This window comes from Promicromonospora sp. NPDC023805 (assembly GCF_040639635.1).
GTDB lineage: Bacteria > Actinomycetota > Actinomycetes > Actinomycetales > Cellulomonadaceae > Promicromonospora.
Map to the genome: position 1 here is coordinate 136701 of NZ_JBFAAH010000012.1, position 17690 is coordinate 154390.

Sequence of the window (17690 nt, forward strand, 5' to 3'; positions counted from 1 at the left end):
TCTGCTCCGGCTACTTCTGTCCGCGTGCCAGCTTGGAGGGCCACCAGATCGCCCGGCCGATGTCGTAGCCGAGGGCGGGGACGAGGAAGGACCGGACGGCGAAGGTGTCGAGCAGCACGCCGAAGGCGACGATGAACGCGAGCTGCGCGAGGAACAGCACGGGGATCACCGCGAGCGCGGTGAAGGTCGCCGCGAGCACCAGCCCGGCCGACGTGATGATGCCCCCGGTGAGCCGCAGCCCGCGCAGCACGCCCTCACGTGTGCCGTGCTCCATCGACTCCTCACGGACCCTGGTCATGAGGAAGATGTTGTAGTCGATCCCGAGCGCGACGAGGAAGACGAAGCCGAACAGCGGGACGGCCGGATCGGCGCCCGGGAAGCCCAGCAGGTCGTTGAACACCAGGGCGGCAACACCCATCGCCGTCCCGAAGGACAGCACTGTCGTGAGGACCAGCAGCACCGGCGCGAGGACGGCGCGCAGGAGCAGCATCAGGATCAGGAGGATCACGACGAGCACGATCGGGACGATGAGGGTCCGGTCCCGGATCGACGCGTCGTTCGTGTCCAGGTCGGTCGCGGACTCGCCGCCGACCAGCGCCTCGGGGACCGAGTCGGCGTAGGCGGTGCGCAGGTCGCGGACCGTCTGCTCCGCGGCGGCCGAGTCGGCGGCGTCCTCGAGCGTGCCCTGGAGAAGCACCGCGCCGTCGGAGACGACCGGCTCGGGTACCTGCGGCGGCCCCGCCGCCTGGACGCCGTCGGCCGTGACCGGGGCGGTCCCGCTCGGGGTGTTGTCCGCCGAGACCGCTACCTGCGCTATCCCGTCCTCCTGCAGCAGGACGTCGGCCGCCCGCTGCAGCTCGTCCTGGGGCGCGACGACGTAGACCGGGCTCCCGGACCCGGCGGGGAAGTGCTCGGCGAGCCGGTCCTGCCCCGTGCGCGCCTCGGACGCACCGAGGACCAGCTCGGACTGCGGTACGCCAGAGGCCTGGAGCTGCGTGATCCCCACGCAGCCGAGGGCGAGGACTGCCGCCGTCGTGATCCAGATGGTCCGCGGCCGGGTGCGGACGGCGTGGGAGACCCGCCCCCACAGCCCGCGCTCCGCGCCGCGTTCCGAGCCGGGCTGCCCGGCGGCGGGGTCGTACGCCGGACGGCGGGGCCAGAACGCCGCGCGGCCGAGCGCGAGCAGCAGCGCGGGGAGCAGCGTGAGTGCGGCGAGCATCGCGAACGCTATGCCGACGGCGGCGACCGGGCCCAGTGTGCTGTTGGACCGCAGCTCGCTCAGCAGCAGGCAGAGCAGGCCCGCGATGACCGTGCCGCCCGAGGCGAGGATGGGCTCGAACGAGCCGCGCAGCGCGCGCCAGGTGGCGGTCCACCGGTCGGGGGTGCGCACCAGCTCCTCGCGGAAGCGCGCGACGTACAGGAGGGCGTAGTCCGTCGCCGCGCCGATGACGAGGATGAACAGGATGCCCTGGGTCTGCCCGCTCAGCAGCAGCACACCGGACCTGGCGAGGTGCCAGACCGTCAGCAGCGCGAGGCACAGCGCGAACATGCTCGTCGCGAGCACGGCGAGCGGGAGCAGCAGCGAACGGTAGACGACCACGAGGATGACCAGCACTGCCGCGAGCGCGACACCGAGCAGCAGCCCGTCGATCCCGGCGAACGCGGACGCCAGGTCGCTCGAGAAGCCTGCGGGGCCCGCGACGTAGAAGTCGATGCCGTCCGGCAGGTCGCTGCTCAGCGTGTCCCGTAGCTCGCCGGTGGCCTCGCCGAGGTCCGCCGAGCCGGACAGCGGCACGAAGGCCTGCGCGGCGGCGCCGTCGTCCGAGGGGATGGGCGGGGAGACGTCGCCGTCCACCACCTCCAGCTCGCCGGCGGCCGTGAGCCGCTCGCCGATCGCGGTGAGGTCGTCGTCGGTGAGCTCGCCCTCGCCCCCGACGAAGACCACTACCGCGGGCACCGCGTCGCCCTCGGTGAAGCCGGAGAGCCGCTCCTGCACCTCGGTCGCCTCGGCGGTGGCGGGCAGGTAGGCGGTGCGGTCGTTGGAGGAGACCTCGTCGATACGGCCGAAGTACGGGCCGCCGATCGCCGCGCCCACCAGCCAGACCAGGATGAGCACGGCCGGCAGCGTCACCCGGAGCCAGCGCGGCGCGCCCGAACCTGCGGTCACGAGGCGCGCTCCCAGCTCGCGACGGGCCCGGGGACGACCACGAACAGCGGGTGGGCCGCCGGCGGTCCGGTAGTGACGACCTGGGCGCGGTACATGGGGGAGCGGATCGCGAGCTTGCTCAGGAGGTGCTGCCACTCGAGGTCGAGCTGTCCGGCGGTCACGACGATCCGTGCCGCGTCGCGGGTCTGCTCGTCGAGCGGCTGGGCGATCCGCTGCGCGTCGAACTGGTAGCCGCGCCGCGTCGCCTCGTCCCGCACCCCGTGGAGGTAGGCCGAGATCGCGACGGCGGGTTGCGGGTGCTCGCGGAACCGGTCGAGCTGCGGGTGCGCGGTGTAGCCCCGGGTGCGGCCGAGGAGCACCGCCTGCGCCAGCAGTGCCTCGCGCCAGCACGCGGTGAGACCCTGCCGGTCGAGCAGTGCCGGATCCAGTGACCAGAGCCGCATGCGTCGGCGCCCTCCTTTGACGTCGGCCGGGTCAGGTGCCCGGCCATCCGTGTGCCAATTTAGCTAGCCTGGCTACCTGCAAGCAAATGACGCAATAAGGCAAGGGGGTAATATCCGATCGTGGATCCCGAAGCTTTGCCCCGCCAGGACGCCGAGCCGTCGATGATGGATCCGCGCATCATGGATCCCGATCAGGAGATCGTCCGGCTCGCGGGCCTGGACGACGCCGACATCGATCAGGTGGTGGGCGTCCTGGAGGCGCTGCGCCGCTGGCGCGAGACCGAGCGCCGGATGAGCGAGTCCTCGCGACGCTACATGAAGCTCGGCGAGACCGACATGCGTGCGCTGCGCTTCCTCATCGCCATGCAGAACCACGAGCGCGTCGTGACGCCGGGCGCCATCGCCGAGCACCTGGGCATCACGACGGCGTCGACCACGAAGCTCATCGACCGGCTCGCCGCGGGCGGCCACGTGCGGCGCTCTCCGCATGCCTCCGACCGGCGCAGCCTCGCGATCGAGGTCACCGCGGAGACGCGCCACGTGGCGCGGGAGACCGTCGGGCGCAGCCACGCCCGACGGTTCGACGCCGCGGCCCGCCTGACCGCCAAGGAGCGGGAGATAGTCATCCGCTTCCTCGACGACCTGGCGGCATCCGACCAGGACCCGGCCTGACGATCACGTCTCCAGCAGCACCCGCACGTCCCACGGGCCGAGCTCCAGCTCGGCTCCCGCTGCCAGCTCCTCGCCGCTGAGCAGGTCGCGCACCGCGCCCGGCAGGACGAAGGTGCTCGGCTCCCAGGACCACGAGTGCACGAACCGCACGCACTCACCCGCGGGGTTGGTCGCGCCGGAGACCGTCTGCGACGGCCCCTGCGGGCGCCACTGCGGCCCTGACGACGCGGCCGACGTCGCAGCAGACCCACCGCCCTGCGCCACCGCCCACCCCAGCACCGCACGCGCCAGCGCGGGATCGGGGATGGTGCCAACGGTAGTCACCCGGCCGGAGCCGTGCGCCCGGGTGGTCACGGCCGGCCACCGGCCGAAGTGCGGGTGGTCGTAGCGGACCAGCACGTCGGCGTCGAGCACCTGGAGGCTGTCGACCCAGCTCGTCGCGCTTGCGCCGTCGGGCAGCTCGAAACCGTCCACGCCTTGCACGGCCAGCGGCGTGTCGATGCTCGCGAACTCGTCGTAGAAGACGCCCGCCGCCTCGCTCAGGTGCGCGGGCTTGCGCTCGGCCCGTGCGCGGGCCTCCTCGTCCTCGTACCCGGTGCGGATGCCCAGCACGAGGTGCCCGCCGGCCGCCGCGTACCGCTCCAGCCAGGTCAGCCAGGCGTCGTCGGCGATCGTGACGCCGGCGGCGACCAGCACGGGGTGCGCGGCCGCCATCTCCTCGGGTGTGCTGTCGGTCAGCCGGGTGTCGTGGAGCAGACGGGCCTGCAGGCCCGCGTCGAACGCCCCGCGGTAGAAGCTGTCGCGGATCCGGTCATAACCCCGCCAGTCCGCCCCCGCGTTCCCCCCGATCTGCGGGAACTCCGCCTGCGACCACTTGCTGGCGCTGGAGTACACGAGCGCGACGTCGGCGTCCGGGGTCAGGTTGGCGACCGTCGCGCCGGCCGTGCGCAGCTCGCCGCCGAGGGCCGCGAGCTGGTGGTACGTCCGTCCGGGTTCGAGCGAGTGCGGCAGCACCCCGCCCCAGTACGTCTCGTTGCCGTACGGCAGCGTGTGCCAGTGCCAGTACTCGATCATCGTGGCGCCGCGGGAGACCAGGGCCCAGGCCACCTGGCGCCACTGGCCGTCGTAGGCGGGCTCGTTCTGGTGGGGTCCGCCGATCGCCTGCGCGTTGGTCTCCGTGACGAGGTACGGCGCCTGCTTCGAGGAGTACATGCGGTCCGCCATCGCGTACAGCGCCCACGTACCCGAGGCCATCCAGGACTCGTCCTGGTCGACGGTCGGGGGCAGGGCCAGGTGGTCCCGCATCCGGTAGTACGGGTTGCCGGCGGTGACGTCGAGCTCGCGGGTGAGCTCGTCGTCCTGCACGGTGGGGCGTTCGTACGAGATGCAGGTGGTGACGAACTGGTCCTCGCGCACGTACTCGCGCACGACGTCGGCCTGCCAGCCGATGAAGTCGGTCGTGAGCTGCGCCTGGAACTTCCGCCACGCCAGGGCGTACTGGGGCAGGGCGTTGTTCTTCGGCGTCCAGAGGTCCGCCCAGGTGGACAGCCGGTGGGACCAGAACGTCAGGCCCCACTCGTCGTTCAGTCGCTCGACCGTGCCGTACAGGGTGCGGAGGTGGTCCACGAACCGCTCGAAGACCTGCCGGTTGTGGAAGATCTCGTTGCCCGGCTCGTTGTCCACCTGGTACCCGACGACGGCGGGATGCTGCGCGTACCGGGCGACGACGGCGCGGATGATCCGCTCGGCGTGGAACAGGAACGCCGGGTGGGTGTAGTCGATCTCCTGGCGCGCGCCCCAGCCGATCGCGTTCCCGTCCCGGCGGACGACGTTGATCTCCGGGTACAGCCGCGCCAGCCACATCGGCACGGCGTAGGTCGGCGTACCGAGGATCACCTTGATGCCCCGCTCGTGGGCGCCGTCGAGCACGGGCTGCAGCCAGTCGAGGTCGAAGCGGCCGTTCTCCGGCTCCCAGGTGGACCAGACGGACTCGCCGACCCGGATCACCGTGAAGCCCGCCTCGACCATCAGGTCGAGGTCCCGCTCGAGCTGCCCTGCGCGCTGCGCCTCCGGGCGGTGGTACTCGTAGTAGTAGGCGGCGCCGAACAGGACCCCGTCGGTCAGGTGGTGCAGCGTGCTCATGCTTGCCTCTCTGGCGGTGGAGCTTGGTGGATGGCGGACGGCGGTGGCGCGGTGCTCTCGCGGACGATCAGCCGGGCGGGGATCAGCCGGTGGCGCTCCGGGGGCGGACGGCCCTCGATGGTGCTGACCAGGCGGTGCACCGCCAGGCGGGTGACCTCGGCGAAGTCCTGGCGCACCGTCGTCAGGGATGTGGAGAGGTACTCGGCCTCGGGGGCGTCGTCGAACCCCACGAGGCTGACGTCCTCGGGGACCCGCAGGCCGGCCTGCTCGACGGCCCGGATGGCGCCGATGGCCATGTGGTCGTTGGCGGCGAAGATCGCGGTGACGCCGCCGCGGCGGAGCAGGTCGGTGGTGGCCTCGTACCCGGACCGGGGCGTCCAGTCGCCGTGCACGACGGGCGGCGCCTCGACCTTGGCGTCCGACAGGGCGGCGCGCCAGCCCGCGATCCGGCGCGCCGTGGCCGACCAGCCCTCCGTACCGCCGAGGTGGTGCACCGTGTGATGCCCGAGCGCGAGCAGGTGCTCGACCGCGGACCGGGCCCCGGCGGTCTCGTCGGCGCCCATCACGAACTCGTGGGGACTCTCGTCCGCCTCGGGGGAGCCGGTCTTGGGGGAGCCGAAGCTGAGCACCGGCAGCCCGTTCGGGATGCGCAGGTCGGGATGGCCGAGGTCGATCGGTTCGGAGAGCACCAGGCCGGCGATGTCCTGGGCGACGAGCTCGTCGATCGCCGCCTGCAGGTCGGCGACGCCGTTGCCCCGCGTGCGCGCGACGCCCAGGTGGTAGCCGGAGCCGCGCAGGGCGCCGTCGACACCCTCGAGGATCGCCGCGGGCCCGTACAGCGACGTGCTCGGCGTGACCATGCCGATGCGCTGGTTGCGGCGGGTCACCAGGGCGCGCGCCGCGGCGTTCGGCCGGAAGCCCATCTCGTCGATGGCGGCCTGGACCTTGGCCCGTATCGGGTCCGCGACGTGGGGCTCACCGTTCACGACGCGCGAGACCGTCTTCTGGGAGACGCCGGCGCGGCGCGCGACGTCGGTCATCGACACCCGCTGGGTGGCCCCCATGTGCAGCTCCCTCGCTGGGACCGTGCTGGACGGTTGACTACGTAGTCAACGCCACGGAGCGAACCACGCGGTGACTACGCAGTCAAGGCCCGTCTCATGGGTGGGAGCGGCTCTGTACCCAGTGATTCGGCCCGAAATCGCGACGACTTCGGGCCGAATCCCTGGGTAGAAGCACGCTTCACGGCGCGCGCGGCGGGTCTACGACAGCGTGATGCTGTCCAGCTCCGCGTAGCCCGTGCCGCCACCGAAGTTCGGCGAGCCCTTCGCCAGCCGGATCACGTTGTAGCCGGCCCGCAGCGAGACCGTCACGTTCGTCGTCCCGAACTGGGCCCAGCCCGCCGTCGGCGGATAGGACACCGTCGAGAAGGCGCCGCCGTTGTACGCCAGCCCGTGGGTCGACGTCGCCCCGGTGCCGTTCGCGTACCGGACCGCCATCGTGTAGCTGCGGGCCGTCGGCACGTTGACCGTGAAGTCCACGAAGCTCTGCGAGCGCATGTCGGCGGTGCCGTCGATGTTGCCGACGTACGAGCCGTTCGACGCCGCCGAGGTGGCCCGGGTCTGCGCGTTCACGACGTTCGCGTTCTCGGCCTCGTAGACCTGCTGCCAGCTCGACGTCGGGCCGCCGGCCGGGGTGACGACCACCTGGTAGGCGCCCTCCGCCGTCATCCCGTTGACCGGGACGGTGACGCTGCCGTTCGAGACGGCCACGGTAGACGTCGACAGCACGGTCGGCGCCGCCACGTGCGTGTGCCGCCCGCTGCCGGGCACCGCGTTCACCGTCACCCGGACCGAGGACCCGAACGAGCCCAGGCCGTTGACCCGCACGCTGTTGTTGCCGCTGTCCCCGCCGAGCACCACGTTCACGATCTTGCGGCTCGAGTCGTAGGCCGCGACGCCGTCGAGCCAGCTCTGCGGGGTGGTGCGCACGATGTTGCCGGCTTGTCCGCCGTACCAGCGATAGGCCCAGTACGAGGCCGTCGGCTGGCCCTGGAGCGTGAACAGGCCGTCGAACGTGCCCGCCTCGAACCAGTACGCGCGGTGCGCCTCACGTGCGCCGTGCCGCTCCAGCACCGAGATCCAGTGCACGGCCACGCTCGGGATGTCCATCTGGTTGAACGAGTTGTACTCGTTGATCGCGATCGGGCGCGGGCTGATGCCGAGCTGGTTCTCGATGGCCCGGTAGTCGGCCACGTGGTCGTCGAACGAGTTCCAGTCCATGTCGCCGAGCTCGTGCCAGACGATGACGTCGGGGAGCGTGCCCGTGTCCCGGGCGTGGGTCAGGAACGACAGCATCCGGTTGTGGTTGTAGGTCGCGTCGCTGGGTCCGACGATCGGTGTCACCGGGTCGAGCGACCGGACCAGACGGTGCGTGCGGGTCCAGCCGTCGTTGAAGGATCCGGCGGCGGCCGTGTCCCACGTCCAGTCGGGCTCGTTCCACAGCTCCCAGCCGCGGATGTTCGTCGTGGAGGTGGCCGCCAGGCGCTTCTGGACCATGGTCCGGACCTTCTGCTCCCAGTCCGCCCAGCCCTGCCACTGGTAGGGGAACGTCGGGTAGATGTCCGGCATGCGGATGAGCTGCTGCGCGCCGGCGCGCGTGATGTTGCCCGCGACGTCGAGCGCGTCGCAGCACGGCTCGGCCGCGCCGTTGCCCAGGTGGGTGGTGCCCGGCGCGGGCTGCGTGAACCCGCTGGGGCTCAGCGGCAGGAGCTGGTCGGTGGTGGGCTTCGAGTCCGAACCGACGCCGTACAGGCCGCCCGAACCGACGTGCGTCACGGGCCGGACGACGGAGCCGACGTCGACCGTGAGGGTGTTGCCGGCGGCCTGCGCCGGGCCGGCGGGGGAGACCAGCGCGACGCCAAGGACGAGGGCGAGGATGCTGGCGCGGGACAGGGTGCGTTTCATGAAATCTCCTCGTTGAGATTGCGAACCGGTTCGACGTTTCGTCCGTCACGACGCTAGTTTCGAACGCCGTCCGCCGCAAGAGTCCCAAAAGTTCGTTCTTGCGATCACCGGAACTGTGTGGTTAGAGTCGAACCGGTTCGCCACGGAAGCGGACTGGTTCGACAACGGAGCGAGCAGCAGCACAGGAGGCGGAGTGGCCACCATCGGGGATGTCGCGCAGGCGGCGGGGGTTTCCCGCAGCACGGCGTCGTACGCGCTGTCGGGCAAGCGGGCGATCTCGGCGGACGTGCGCCGCCGGGTCGAGGACGCCGTCCGGCAGCTCGGCTACACGCCGAACGCCGGGGCGCGGGCGCTCGCCACGTCGCAGACGATGGTGATCGGGCTGCTCGCCCAGTTCCTGGAGGACGAGTTCGCACCCGCGATGCTCCAGTACATGCTGGGCGTCTCCAACACGGCCCGCGAGCTCGGCTACGACATCCTGCTCGTCACCGAGGCGGACGGGACGCGCGCGCTGCGCCGGATCACGGACTCGCGGATGGTCGACGGCGTGGTGCTGCTCAACGTCGCCGAGCGGGACGAGCGCCTGCCGATCCTGCGCGCCGCGGGACAGCCGGGAGCGCTCGTCGGGCTGCCCGCCGACTGCACCGGCGTCGACGTCTTCGACCTCGACTTCGAGGAGGCCGGCCGCCTCATGGTGGACCACCTCCACCGGCTCGGGCACCGCGAGGTGGCCCTCGTGTCGCAGCCCGAGCACGTGATCGAGCGCGGCGGCGCCTATGTGTGGCGCCTGCAGAACGCAGCGGTCGAGGCGGCCAGGGCGCGCGGCATCACGCTGCACACCGTGTCGGCGTCGTCGCACCAGCCCGACGTCGGGCAGGACCTGAACGTCCTGCTCGACACGCACCCCGCCGTCACCGGGCTGCTGATCAACAACGAGGCAGCGGCGGCGGCCCTGCCGACCGTCCTGCACCAGCGCGGGCTGACGGCGCCCAGCGACCTGTCCGTCGTCGGCCGGTACTCGGACGAGTTCGCCCGCACCTTCTCGCTGCCCTACTCCTCGATCGAGAGCGCCCCCGACCGCCTCGGCCGGATGGCCGTGCGCCAGCTCGTGCGCCGCATCGAGGGCGAGGTGGCGGCCGACGAAGCGCATGTCGTGCGGTTCGTGACCCCCGAGCTGGTCGACCGCGGCAGCACCGGCGTGCCCCGGCCGGCCTGACGGCTCACCCCAGCACCCCCCCAGCTCAACCAGCACCCCCCAGCCGGCCGACGGCGTCGTCGTGCCGGACCTGTTCAAGGAGGAACCATGCACCACACCCCGGACCAGACCCAGACCAGGCGCAGGCCCACCACGCTCGCGGCCCTCTCCGCGCTCGCCCTGGTCGGCGTGCTCGGCGCCTGCTCGTCCGGCGGCGCGGCCGCCGGCGGCAGCACCGGTGGCGACGACAGCACCTACACCTGGTGGGACCCGTACCCCCAGCACGACGACGCGTCCGACTGGGCGGGTCGGGTCCAGGCGTGCGGCGAGGAGGCCGGCGTCACGATCGAGCGCACCGCCTACGACACCACCGCGCTGACCAACCAGGCGCTGCTGGCCGCGCAGGAGGGCACGTCACCCGACGTCATCCTGCTGGACAACCCGGCGGTGTCCACGCTCGCGGACACGGGCATGCTCACCACTGTCGAGGAGTTCGGCCTCGACACCTCCGCGATCGACGAGAACCTGCTGGCCGCCGGCGTCGTCGGCGGGGACACGTACGGCATCCCGATCGGCGCCAACACGCTGTCGCTGTACTACAACGCCGAGGTCCTGGAGGCAGCGGGCGTTGACCCGGCCTCGATCACCGACTGGGACTCGCTCACCGCCGCCCTGAAGACGGTCACGGACAACGGCGACAAGGGCATCACGTTCGCCGGCATCGGCACCGAGGAGGGCTCGTTCCAGTTCCTGCCGTGGTTCTGGGGCGCGGGCGCCGACCTGCGTGACCTCGACTCGCCCGAGGCCGTCGCGGCGCTGGAGCTGTGGAAGGGCTGGCTCGACGACGGCTACGCGCCCAACTCGGTCATCAACAACTCGCAGAACACCGTGTGGGAGGAGTTCCTCACCGGCGACTTCGCCTTCGCGGAGAACGGCACGTGGCAGGTCAACAGCGCGGCCGAGGCAGACTTCGAGACCGGCATCGTGCAGCTTCCCGCGCGCGACGGCGGCGTCGCACCGGCACCGACGGGCGGCGAGTTCATCATGGCGCCCGTCCAGGAGGACACCGCGCGCTACGACGTCACCCGCCAGATCGTCGAGTGCATGACGACGCCAGAGGGCTTCGTCGAGACCGCGAACACGTTCGCCTACTACGTCCCGCCGACGGCGGACGGCCAGGCCGCGCTCATCGAGGAGAAGCCCGAGCTCGAGCCGTGGGTCGAGGCAGTGCGCAACGCCAAGGGCCGCACGAGCGACGACCTGGGCGCCGACTACCCGGTCATCTCCGAGGCCCTCTGGACGGCAGTCCAGAACGCCCTCTCAGGCGCGGCCACCCCGGAGGAGGCCCTCACCACGGCCCAGACAGAAGCCGAATCAGCCACCAGCTAGCCCCACCCGCCGTCGTTGAGTGCTGGATATTCGCCCTGAAACTGCCCGTCGAAGGGCGAATATCCAGCACTCAACGGAACGAACTAAGGACTTCTTGATGACCACCATCGAGGTTGCGGCGACGGCGGCCGGCGTGGACCGGCAGCCGGCGCCGCGCCGGCGGCGCGGGCCCGCGGCCTCCCAGTGGGCCGCCGCCGGGTTCGCCGCGCCGCTGCTCGTGTACCTGATCCTCTTCTACGTCTACCCGCTCTGGCGCAACATCGACCTCAGCGTCCACGACTACACGATCCGCGCGTTCGTGCAGGGCAACGCCGACTTCGTCGGGTTCGAGAAGTACGCAGAGATCTTCAGCTCCGCGACGTTCCCGACCGCGCTGTGGAACACCGCGGTCTTCACCGTCGTCTCCATCGTGTTCCAGTACGCGATAGGCCTGGCGCTCGCGGTCTTCTTCCGCTCCGGGTTCCGGCTGTCCGGCCTGCTGCGGGCGATGTTCCTCGTGCCATGGCTGCTGCCGCTGATCGTGTCGGCGTCGACCTGGGCGTGGATGCTGAACAGCGACAACGGCATAGTGAACTCGGTGCTTGGCGCTTTCGGGCTGGCGCAGATCAACTGGCTCACCTCGCCCGACACCGCGCTGCTGTCGGTGACCATCGCGAACATCTGGCTGGGCATCCCGTTCAACCTCGTCATCCTGTACTCGGGGCTGCAGAACATCCCGGGCGAGGTGTACGAGGCGGCGTCCCTCGACGGCGCGGGGCCGTGGAAGCAGTTCTGGAGCATCACGTTCCCGCTGCTGCGGCCGGTCTCCGCCATCACGATCCTGCTGGGGCTGATCTACACGCTCAAGGTCGTGGACGTCATCTGGATCATGACCACCGGCGGGCCCGGTGACGCGTCGACGACGCTCGCCATCTGGTCCTACCGGGAGGCCTTCGGGACCGGTCAACCGGACTTCTCGCCCGCCGCCGCGGTTGGCAACCTGCTGATTGTCATCGCCCTCGTCTTCGGATTCCTGCACCTGCAGCTCCAGCGCCGTCAGGAGGACTCATGACCGGCCGTCGTCCCTTGCAGAAGCCCTGGTGGAAGACCGCCCTCGGCCTCGTCCTCACCGCGTTCATGCTGTTCCCCGTCTACTGGATGGTGAACGTCTCCCTCACGCGGACCAGCGACCTGCGGTCCGACCCGCCGCACTGGTTTCCGTGGGACCCCACGTTCGAGGGGTACACGGCGGTGTTCCAGCAGCAGCTCCCGGCCCTCGGCACGAGCCTGCTGGTGGGGCTCGGCTGCGTGGTGCTCACCGTGGTGATAGCCGCGCCGGCCGGGTACGCGCTCGCGCTGCTCAACCTGCGCGGCGGGCGCACGCTGAACTTCCTGCTGCTGGTCGCGCAGATGATCCCGGCGGTCGTCATGGCCATGGGCTTCTACGCGGTCTACAACAGCCTGGGTCTGCTCAACACTGTCGGCGGGCTGATCATCGCCGACTCGACGGTCGCGGTGCCGTTCGGCGTGCTGCTGTACACGGCGTTCATGTCGGGCATCCCGCGGGAGCTGCTGCAGGCCGCGCGGGTCGACGGCGCGGGCGCCTGGCGCACCTTCCGCTCGATAGTGCTGCCGGTGAGCCGCAACTCGACGCTCACGGTCTCCCTGTTCGCGTTCCTGTGGGCGTGGTCGGACTTCATCTTCGCCTCGACCCTGAACCGCAACGGCGAGCTCATCCCGATCACGCTCGGCATCTACAACTACATCGGGAACAACACGACGCAGTGGAACGCGATCATGGCGACCGCCGTCGTCGCGTCGGTGCCCGCCGCGATCCTGCTGGTCGTGGCGCAGCGGTACGTGGCAGCGGGCGTCACTGCCGGTGCGGTCAAGGACTGAGAGACAAAGGAACCCTGTGACGACACAGCAACACTCGACGCGCACCGTCGCGTCGCAGCTCCGGTCGGCCCGAGCGCGCCCGGTCGCCCCCAGCGGCCCGCGCCGCGGGCTCGGCGTCGGCGAGCTGCGGCTCGACGGCGGCTTCTGGGGCGCGCTCCAGGAGACGAACGCCCGGGCCACGCTGCAGCACTGCCTGGACTGGATGGAGCAGCTCGGCTGGCTGGGCAACTTCGACCGGGTCGCGGAAGGTGTCACGGGCGGGGAGCGGCCGGGCTGGCAGTTCTCCGACTCGGAGGTCTACAAGCTCCTCGAGGCGCTGGCCTGGGAGTACGGCCGCACGGGCGACCCCGCCGTGGACGCACTGCTGGGCAAGGTGGTGGACCGGGTAGCGGCCGCCCAGGACGAGGACGGCTATCTGAACACCTGCTTCGGCCACGCCGGGCAGGCCGGCCGGTACACCGATCTGTCGACGGGCCACGAGCTGTACGTCACGGGTCACCTGCTGCAGGCGGCGGTCGCGCGCGTGCGGACGATCGGGCGGGCGGGGGGCGAGGACACCCTGGTCGACGTCGCCCGCCGCGCCGCCGACCACGTCTGCCGGGAGTTCGGCGCCGAGGGCCGGGGCGCCGACGGACAGCCGGGCATCTGCGGCCACCCCGAGATCGAGCTCGGCCTGGCCGAGCTGGGCCGCGCGCTCGACGAGCCGCGGTACACCGAGCAGGCGCGGCTCTTCGTCGAGCGTCGCGGGCACGGCAGCCTCGCGCCGATCGCGCTGCTCAGCCCCGCCTACTTCCAGGACGACGTCCCGGTGCGCGACGCCGACGTCTGGCGCGGCCACGCCGTGCGCGCCCTGTACCTCGCGGCCGGGTCGGTCGACGTCGCAGTGGACACGGAGGACGACGACCTGCGCGCCGCCGTCGAACGGCAGTGGACCCGCTCCGTGGAGCGGCGGACCTACCTGACCGGCGGCATGGGTTCGCGGCACCAGGACGAGGGTTTCGGCGACGACTGGGAGCTGCCGCCCGACCGGGCGTACTGCGAGACGTGCGCCGGTGTCGCGTCCGTCATGGTGTCGTGGCGCCTTCTGCTCGCGACCGGCGAGGTGCGTTATGCCGACCTGATCGAGCGCACCCTCTACAACGTGGTGGCGACGTCGCCCCGCGCGGACGGGCGGGCCTTCTTCTACGCCAACCCGCTGCAGCAGCGCGAACCCGGTGCGGACGTGCGGCCCGACGCCGTCAACCCGCGCGCCGAGGGCGGCGTGCGTGCGCCGTGGTTCGACGTGTCGTGCTGCCCGACGAACGTGGCGCGCACCCTCTCTTCTTGGCAGGCGTACGCGGCGTTCGTCGAGGAAGTGGCCGGTGGCGGAGTCGTCGTGTCGCTGGCCCAGTACGCCGCCGGCGACCTGCGGATCTCGGTCGACGACCGCGACCCCGGGCAAGGCGGCGGTGAGCTCGCCCTGCGGGTGACCACCGAGTACCCGCACGACGGCCGCATCCGCGTGGAGGTCACCGCCGTGCCCGACCGGCCGGTCACCCTGCGGCTGCGCGTACCGCACTGGGCGGACGGCGCCACGCTCACCGGCCCCGACGGCTCCGCCACGGCCGTCGGACCGGGGTGGGCTGACGCCGGCACGACGCTGGCGCACGTCGCGGCGCGAGGGCCTGCGGCCCTGACTCGACGTACCGAGAACGGCGAGTCAGGGCCGCAGGCCACCCTGGCGCTCGGCGACGTGGTGACGCTAGACCTGCCCGTGGCTCCTCGCCTCACCTGGCCCGACCCGCGGGTCGACGCCGTGCGCGGCACGGTCGCCGTCGAACGCGGACCGCTCGTGCTCGCGCTGGAGTCGATGGACCTGCCCGACGGCGTGCTGCTCGACCAGGTGCGGCTCGACCCGGCGGTCGCGCCCCGTGCGCAGGGCGACGGCGCGGTGGTCCGTGCCGCCGTCGTGCCGCTGCCCGGGGGTGGGGCGGGCACCCCACCGTTCGGCTCGGGTGGTCCGGGCGGCGCGCCCGAGCCGACGTCGGACACCGGCATGCCCGCCGCGCTCGACCTGACCCTGGTGCCCTACCACCGCTGGGCCGAACGCGGCCCGTCGACCATGCGTGTCTTTGTTCCGACTGCGCGACCCGAGGAGACCCGATGACCGACCCCACCATGCCCGTCCGCGCCGACGGCACCCGCCTGACCTGGCGGAGCGGCGGCGAGACCGTCGTGGTCGAGCCGTGGGGCCAGGACAGCGTGCGGGTACGCGCGACGGTCCTCGGCGACGTCGAGGACACCGACTGGGCCCTGCTGCCGCCGGACCCCGAGGCCCACGCCGCCGCGCGCGTCGAGCTGAGGGCGGACGGCGCGACGCTCGTCAACGGCGGCATCCGGGTGGAGCTCATCGCGACCAGCGGGTTCTACGAGTCCGTCGGCTACGAGGTGGCGCGCTGCGAGCTGGCCTTCTACGACGCGGACGGCAAGCTCCTGCTCCGCGAGCTCGGCCAGGGCGGCTCGCTGCAGCTGCGCGCCCGGAACTTCCGCCCGCGGCTCGGCGACGACGGGCACACGCTCACGGCGTCGTTCGAGTCCGACCCGGACGAGAAGCTGTACGGGATGGGCCAGTACCAGCAGCACGTGCTGGACCTCAAGGGCTCGACGTTCGAGCTGGCGCACCGCAACTCGCAGGCGAGCGTGCCGTTCGTGATGTCGAGTGGCGGGTACGGGTTCCTGTGGCACGACCCGGCGATCGGCCGCGCGACGTTCGCGCGCAACCGCGCCGAGTGGCACGCCGAGTCCACGAAGCAGCTCGACTACTGGGTCACGGCGGGCCGTACCCCGGCGCAGATCTCGCGTGCCTACGCCGAGGCGACGGGGCACGCCCCGATGATGCCCGAGCGCGGGCTCGGGTTCTGGCAGTGCAAGCTGCGCTACTGGAACCAGGAGCAGCTCCTGGAGGTTGCCCGCGAGCACCACCGGCGCGGGCTGCCGCTGGACGTGATCGTCGCCGACTTCTTCCACTGGCCGAAGATGGGCGACTACCGGTTCGAGGACGAGTTCTGGCCGGACCCGGCGGCCATGGTCGCCGAGCTGGGGGAGCTCGGCGCCGAGCTCATGGTCTCGGTGTGGCCGCAGGTCTCGCTCGAGTCGGAGAACGACTCGTACCTGCGCCGGAACAACCTGCTGGTGCGAGCCGACCGCGGGCTCGACGTCCACATGTCGTTCCAGGGCCCCAGCACCTTCCTCGACGTGACCAACCCCGAGACGCGGCGCTGGCTCTGGGACACCTGCCGGCGCAACTACGGCGCCCACGGCATCCGCACCTTCTGGCTGGACGAGGCGGAACCCGAGTACGGCGTCTACGACTACGACGCTTTCCGGTACCACCTTGGCCCGGCCCTGCGGGTCGGCAACGTGTACCCGCAGGCGTTCGCGCGGGCCTTCTACGAGGGTCAGGTGGCGGACGGCGAGAGCGAGGTCGTCAACCTGGTCCGGTGCGTGTGGGCCGGGAGTCAGCGCTACGGGGCGCTGGCCTGGTCCGGCGACATCTCGTCCACGTTCGAGGACCTGGCGCGGCAGGTCACCGCGGGCATCCACATGGGCGTCGCGGGGATCCCTTGGTTCACCACCGACATCGGCGGGTTCCACCGCGGCGACGTCAACGACCCCGCGTTCCACGAGCTGCTCGTGCGGTGGTTCCAGTTCGGCGCGTTCAGCCCCGTGATGCGGCTGCACGGTGACCGCCTGCCGCGGGAGGACGTCGTCGCGGCCGACGGCTCGCCGCGCCTGCCCTCCGGCGGCCCCAACGAGCTGTGGAGCTTCGGCGAGGAGGTCTACGGCGTGCTGGAACGCTACGTCCACCTGCGCGAGACCCTGCGCGACTACGTGCGCGGCGCCATGCGCGCCGCGCACACCGACGGCCAGCCGGTGATGCGGGGCCTGTTCCACGACTTCCCCGAGGACTCCCGGGCGTGGGACGTGGACGACCAGTTCCTGCTCGGCCCGGACGTCCTGGTCGCGCCGGTCCTCGCGGCGGGCGTGCGGGAGCGCGACGTCTATCTCCCCGCGGGCGCCCGCTGGACCGACGCCGCCACGGGCGCGGTGCACGACGGCGGGGTGACGGTGCGCGCGGACGCCCCGCTCGACGTCGTGCCGGTGTTCCTGCGCGACGGCGCCCTGCCGCACGTGGTCGGTCGGACGACGGGGCGGGTTGCGCCGGGTGCGCCTGTCGGGGTGACGACGGCGGGGCCGGCTAGCGCGGTGGCAGCCGCCGCTGGACCGACCGGTGCGGGGCCAGCTGCTGCGGGGCCAAGTACCGCTGGGGCGGCTTAAGTGTGCCCGCTGCGTTCCGGCGGGCGCCTCGTCCCGCGAGGTCGGCAGCCCCGCGCGAGGTCGGCACTTGGCATCGAGATCGGTCCAGCGCTGGACCGACCTCGATGCGGACTGCCGACCTCGCGGGTGGCCCGCAGCGGACTGCCGACGTCGGAGGTGGCGTGCGGTGGACTGCCGGCCTCGGCGACACGCCCTCCGGGGAGTCGTCCGGCTGGGCATCGTCGAACCGGTTCGCTAAGCGGAGGAGCCGCGCATTGTGGCCGGTCTGCCGCCTCGGCCGGGCCGGGTTCGGTCACTTGCACCGCGCCAGGCGTGAGTTCGGTCCTTTGCTCTGAGATCGGTCAATCAAACGACCGATCTCAGAGCAAAGGACCGATCTCGAAGATCCGGATCAGCAACCGACCGATCTCAAGGAGCTGACCCCAGCAACCGACCCCAGCAACCGAACGCTCGCGAAGACCCAGGCCAAGTGACCGGGCCACGTCCGGTCCCCATGAACCCTGTCCCAACCATGAACCCCG

12 protein-coding genes are annotated in these 17690 nt (G+C 71.7%); 7 read left to right on the top strand and 5 right to left on the bottom strand.

Annotation, left to right across the window (positions count from 1 at the left end; genetic code table 11):
* Positions 1 to 10: 10 nt before the first annotated feature.
* Entirely contained in the window at positions 11 to 2167 is a 2157-nt protein-coding gene (locus AB0F70_RS14040; RefSeq protein ID WP_357448921.1) for an MMPL family transporter, read from the bottom strand.
* Positions 2164 to 2610 carry a pyrimidine dimer DNA glycosylase/endonuclease V gene (locus AB0F70_RS14045; RefSeq protein WP_357448923.1) on the bottom strand — a complete coding sequence of 149 codons (447 nt, stop codon included), beginning with the start codon at positions 2608 to 2610 and terminating at the stop codon, positions 2164 to 2166. Before AB0F70_RS14045 ends, AB0F70_RS14040 begins: the two co-directional genes overlap by 4 nt.
* 120 nt (positions 2611 to 2730) lie before the next feature.
* On the opposite strand from AB0F70_RS14045, the gene AB0F70_RS14050 reads away from it, so the two are divergent.
* Positions 2731 to 3282, top strand: coding sequence for a MarR family transcriptional regulator (locus AB0F70_RS14050; protein ID WP_357448925.1), 552 nt, complete (start codon positions 2731 to 2733; stop codon positions 3280 to 3282).
* 3 nt (positions 3283 to 3285) lie between these two features.
* On the opposite strand, the gene AB0F70_RS14055 is transcribed toward AB0F70_RS14050, so the two are convergent.
* The 3 genes from AB0F70_RS14055 to AB0F70_RS14065 all read right to left on the bottom strand — a co-directional run bounded on the left by AB0F70_RS14055 (position 3286) and on the right by AB0F70_RS14065 (position 8390).
* Positions 3286 to 5424 (bottom strand): beta-galactosidase, encoded by a 2139-nt coding sequence (locus tag AB0F70_RS14055; RefSeq protein ID WP_357448927.1) that lies wholly within the window; start codon positions 5422 to 5424, stop codon positions 3286 to 3288.
* The gene (locus AB0F70_RS14060; protein ID WP_357448929.1) at positions 5421 to 6488 is read right to left on the bottom strand and encodes a LacI family DNA-binding transcriptional regulator; all 1068 of its coding nucleotides are present in this window, start codon (positions 6486 to 6488) and stop codon (positions 5421 to 5423) included. Before AB0F70_RS14060 ends, AB0F70_RS14055 begins: the two co-directional genes overlap by 4 nt.
* 198 nt (positions 6489 to 6686) lie before the next feature.
* Positions 6687 to 8390 carry a CBM35 domain-containing protein gene (locus AB0F70_RS14065; RefSeq protein WP_357448931.1) on the bottom strand — a complete coding sequence of 568 codons (1704 nt, stop codon included), beginning with the start codon at positions 8388 to 8390 and terminating at the stop codon, positions 6687 to 6689.
* A gap of 193 nt (positions 8391 to 8583) precedes the next feature.
* Here AB0F70_RS14065 and AB0F70_RS14070 point away from each other — a divergent pair, with 193 nt between their 5' ends.
* From AB0F70_RS14070 to AB0F70_RS14095, 6 genes are all read left to right on the top strand, one after another.
* Positions 8584 to 9606, top strand: a complete 1023-nt coding sequence (locus AB0F70_RS14070) for a LacI family DNA-binding transcriptional regulator (RefSeq protein ID WP_357448934.1) — start codon at positions 8584 to 8586, stop codon at positions 9604 to 9606.
* A gap of 87 nt (positions 9607 to 9693) precedes the next feature.
* Positions 9694 to 10974, top strand: coding sequence for an extracellular solute-binding protein (locus AB0F70_RS14075; protein ID WP_357448936.1), 1281 nt, complete (start codon positions 9694 to 9696; stop codon positions 10972 to 10974).
* Between the two features lie 97 nt (positions 10975 to 11071).
* Positions 11072 to 12025: a sugar ABC transporter permease gene (locus AB0F70_RS14080; RefSeq protein ID WP_357448938.1), complete on the top strand. Its 954-nt coding sequence runs from the start codon at positions 11072 to 11074 to the stop codon at positions 12023 to 12025.
* A complete protein-coding gene (locus AB0F70_RS14085) occupies positions 12022 to 12852 on the top strand; it encodes a carbohydrate ABC transporter permease (RefSeq protein WP_357448940.1) in 831 nt (276 codons plus the stop codon). Before AB0F70_RS14080 ends, AB0F70_RS14085 begins: the two co-directional genes overlap by 4 nt.
* Before the next feature lie 16 nt (positions 12853 to 12868).
* Positions 12869 to 14998 (top strand): beta-L-arabinofuranosidase domain-containing protein, encoded by a 2130-nt coding sequence (locus AB0F70_RS14090; RefSeq protein WP_357448942.1) that lies wholly within the window; start codon positions 12869 to 12871, stop codon positions 14996 to 14998.
* Complete coding sequence (locus AB0F70_RS14095; RefSeq protein ID WP_357448944.1) at positions 14995 to 17169, top strand: TIM-barrel domain-containing protein; 2175 nt, start codon at positions 14995 to 14997, stop codon at positions 17167 to 17169. Before AB0F70_RS14090 ends, AB0F70_RS14095 begins: the two co-directional genes overlap by 4 nt.
* Positions 17170 to 17690: the final 521 nt, after the last annotated feature.

Bases quoted from the DNA above. Each gene is read 5' to 3' on its own strand.
- AB0F70_RS14060 (WP_357448929.1), bottom strand. From the start codon at position 6,488: ATGGGGGCCACCCAGCGGGTGTCGATGACCGACGTCGCGCGCCGCGCC.
- AB0F70_RS14055 (WP_357448927.1), bottom strand. From the start codon at position 5,424: ATGAGCACGCTGCACCACCTGACCGACGGGGTCCTGTTCGGCGCCGCC.
- AB0F70_RS14065 (WP_357448931.1), bottom strand. From the start codon at position 8,390: ATGAAACGCACCCTGTCCCGCGCCAGCATCCTCGCCCTCGTCCTTGGC.
- AB0F70_RS14045 (WP_357448923.1), bottom strand. From the start codon at position 2,610: ATGCGGCTCTGGTCACTGGATCCGGCACTGCTCGACCGGCAGGGTCTC.
- AB0F70_RS14075 (WP_357448936.1), top strand. From the start codon at position 9,694: ATGCACCACACCCCGGACCAGACCCAGACCAGGCGCAGGCCCACCACG.
- AB0F70_RS14085 (WP_357448940.1), top strand. From the start codon at position 12,022: ATGACCGGCCGTCGTCCCTTGCAGAAGCCCTGGTGGAAGACCGCCCTC.
- AB0F70_RS14080 (WP_357448938.1), top strand. From the start codon at position 11,072: ATGACCACCATCGAGGTTGCGGCGACGGCGGCCGGCGTGGACCGGCAG.
- AB0F70_RS14095 (WP_357448944.1), top strand. From the start codon at position 14,995: ATGACCGACCCCACCATGCCCGTCCGCGCCGACGGCACCCGCCTGACC.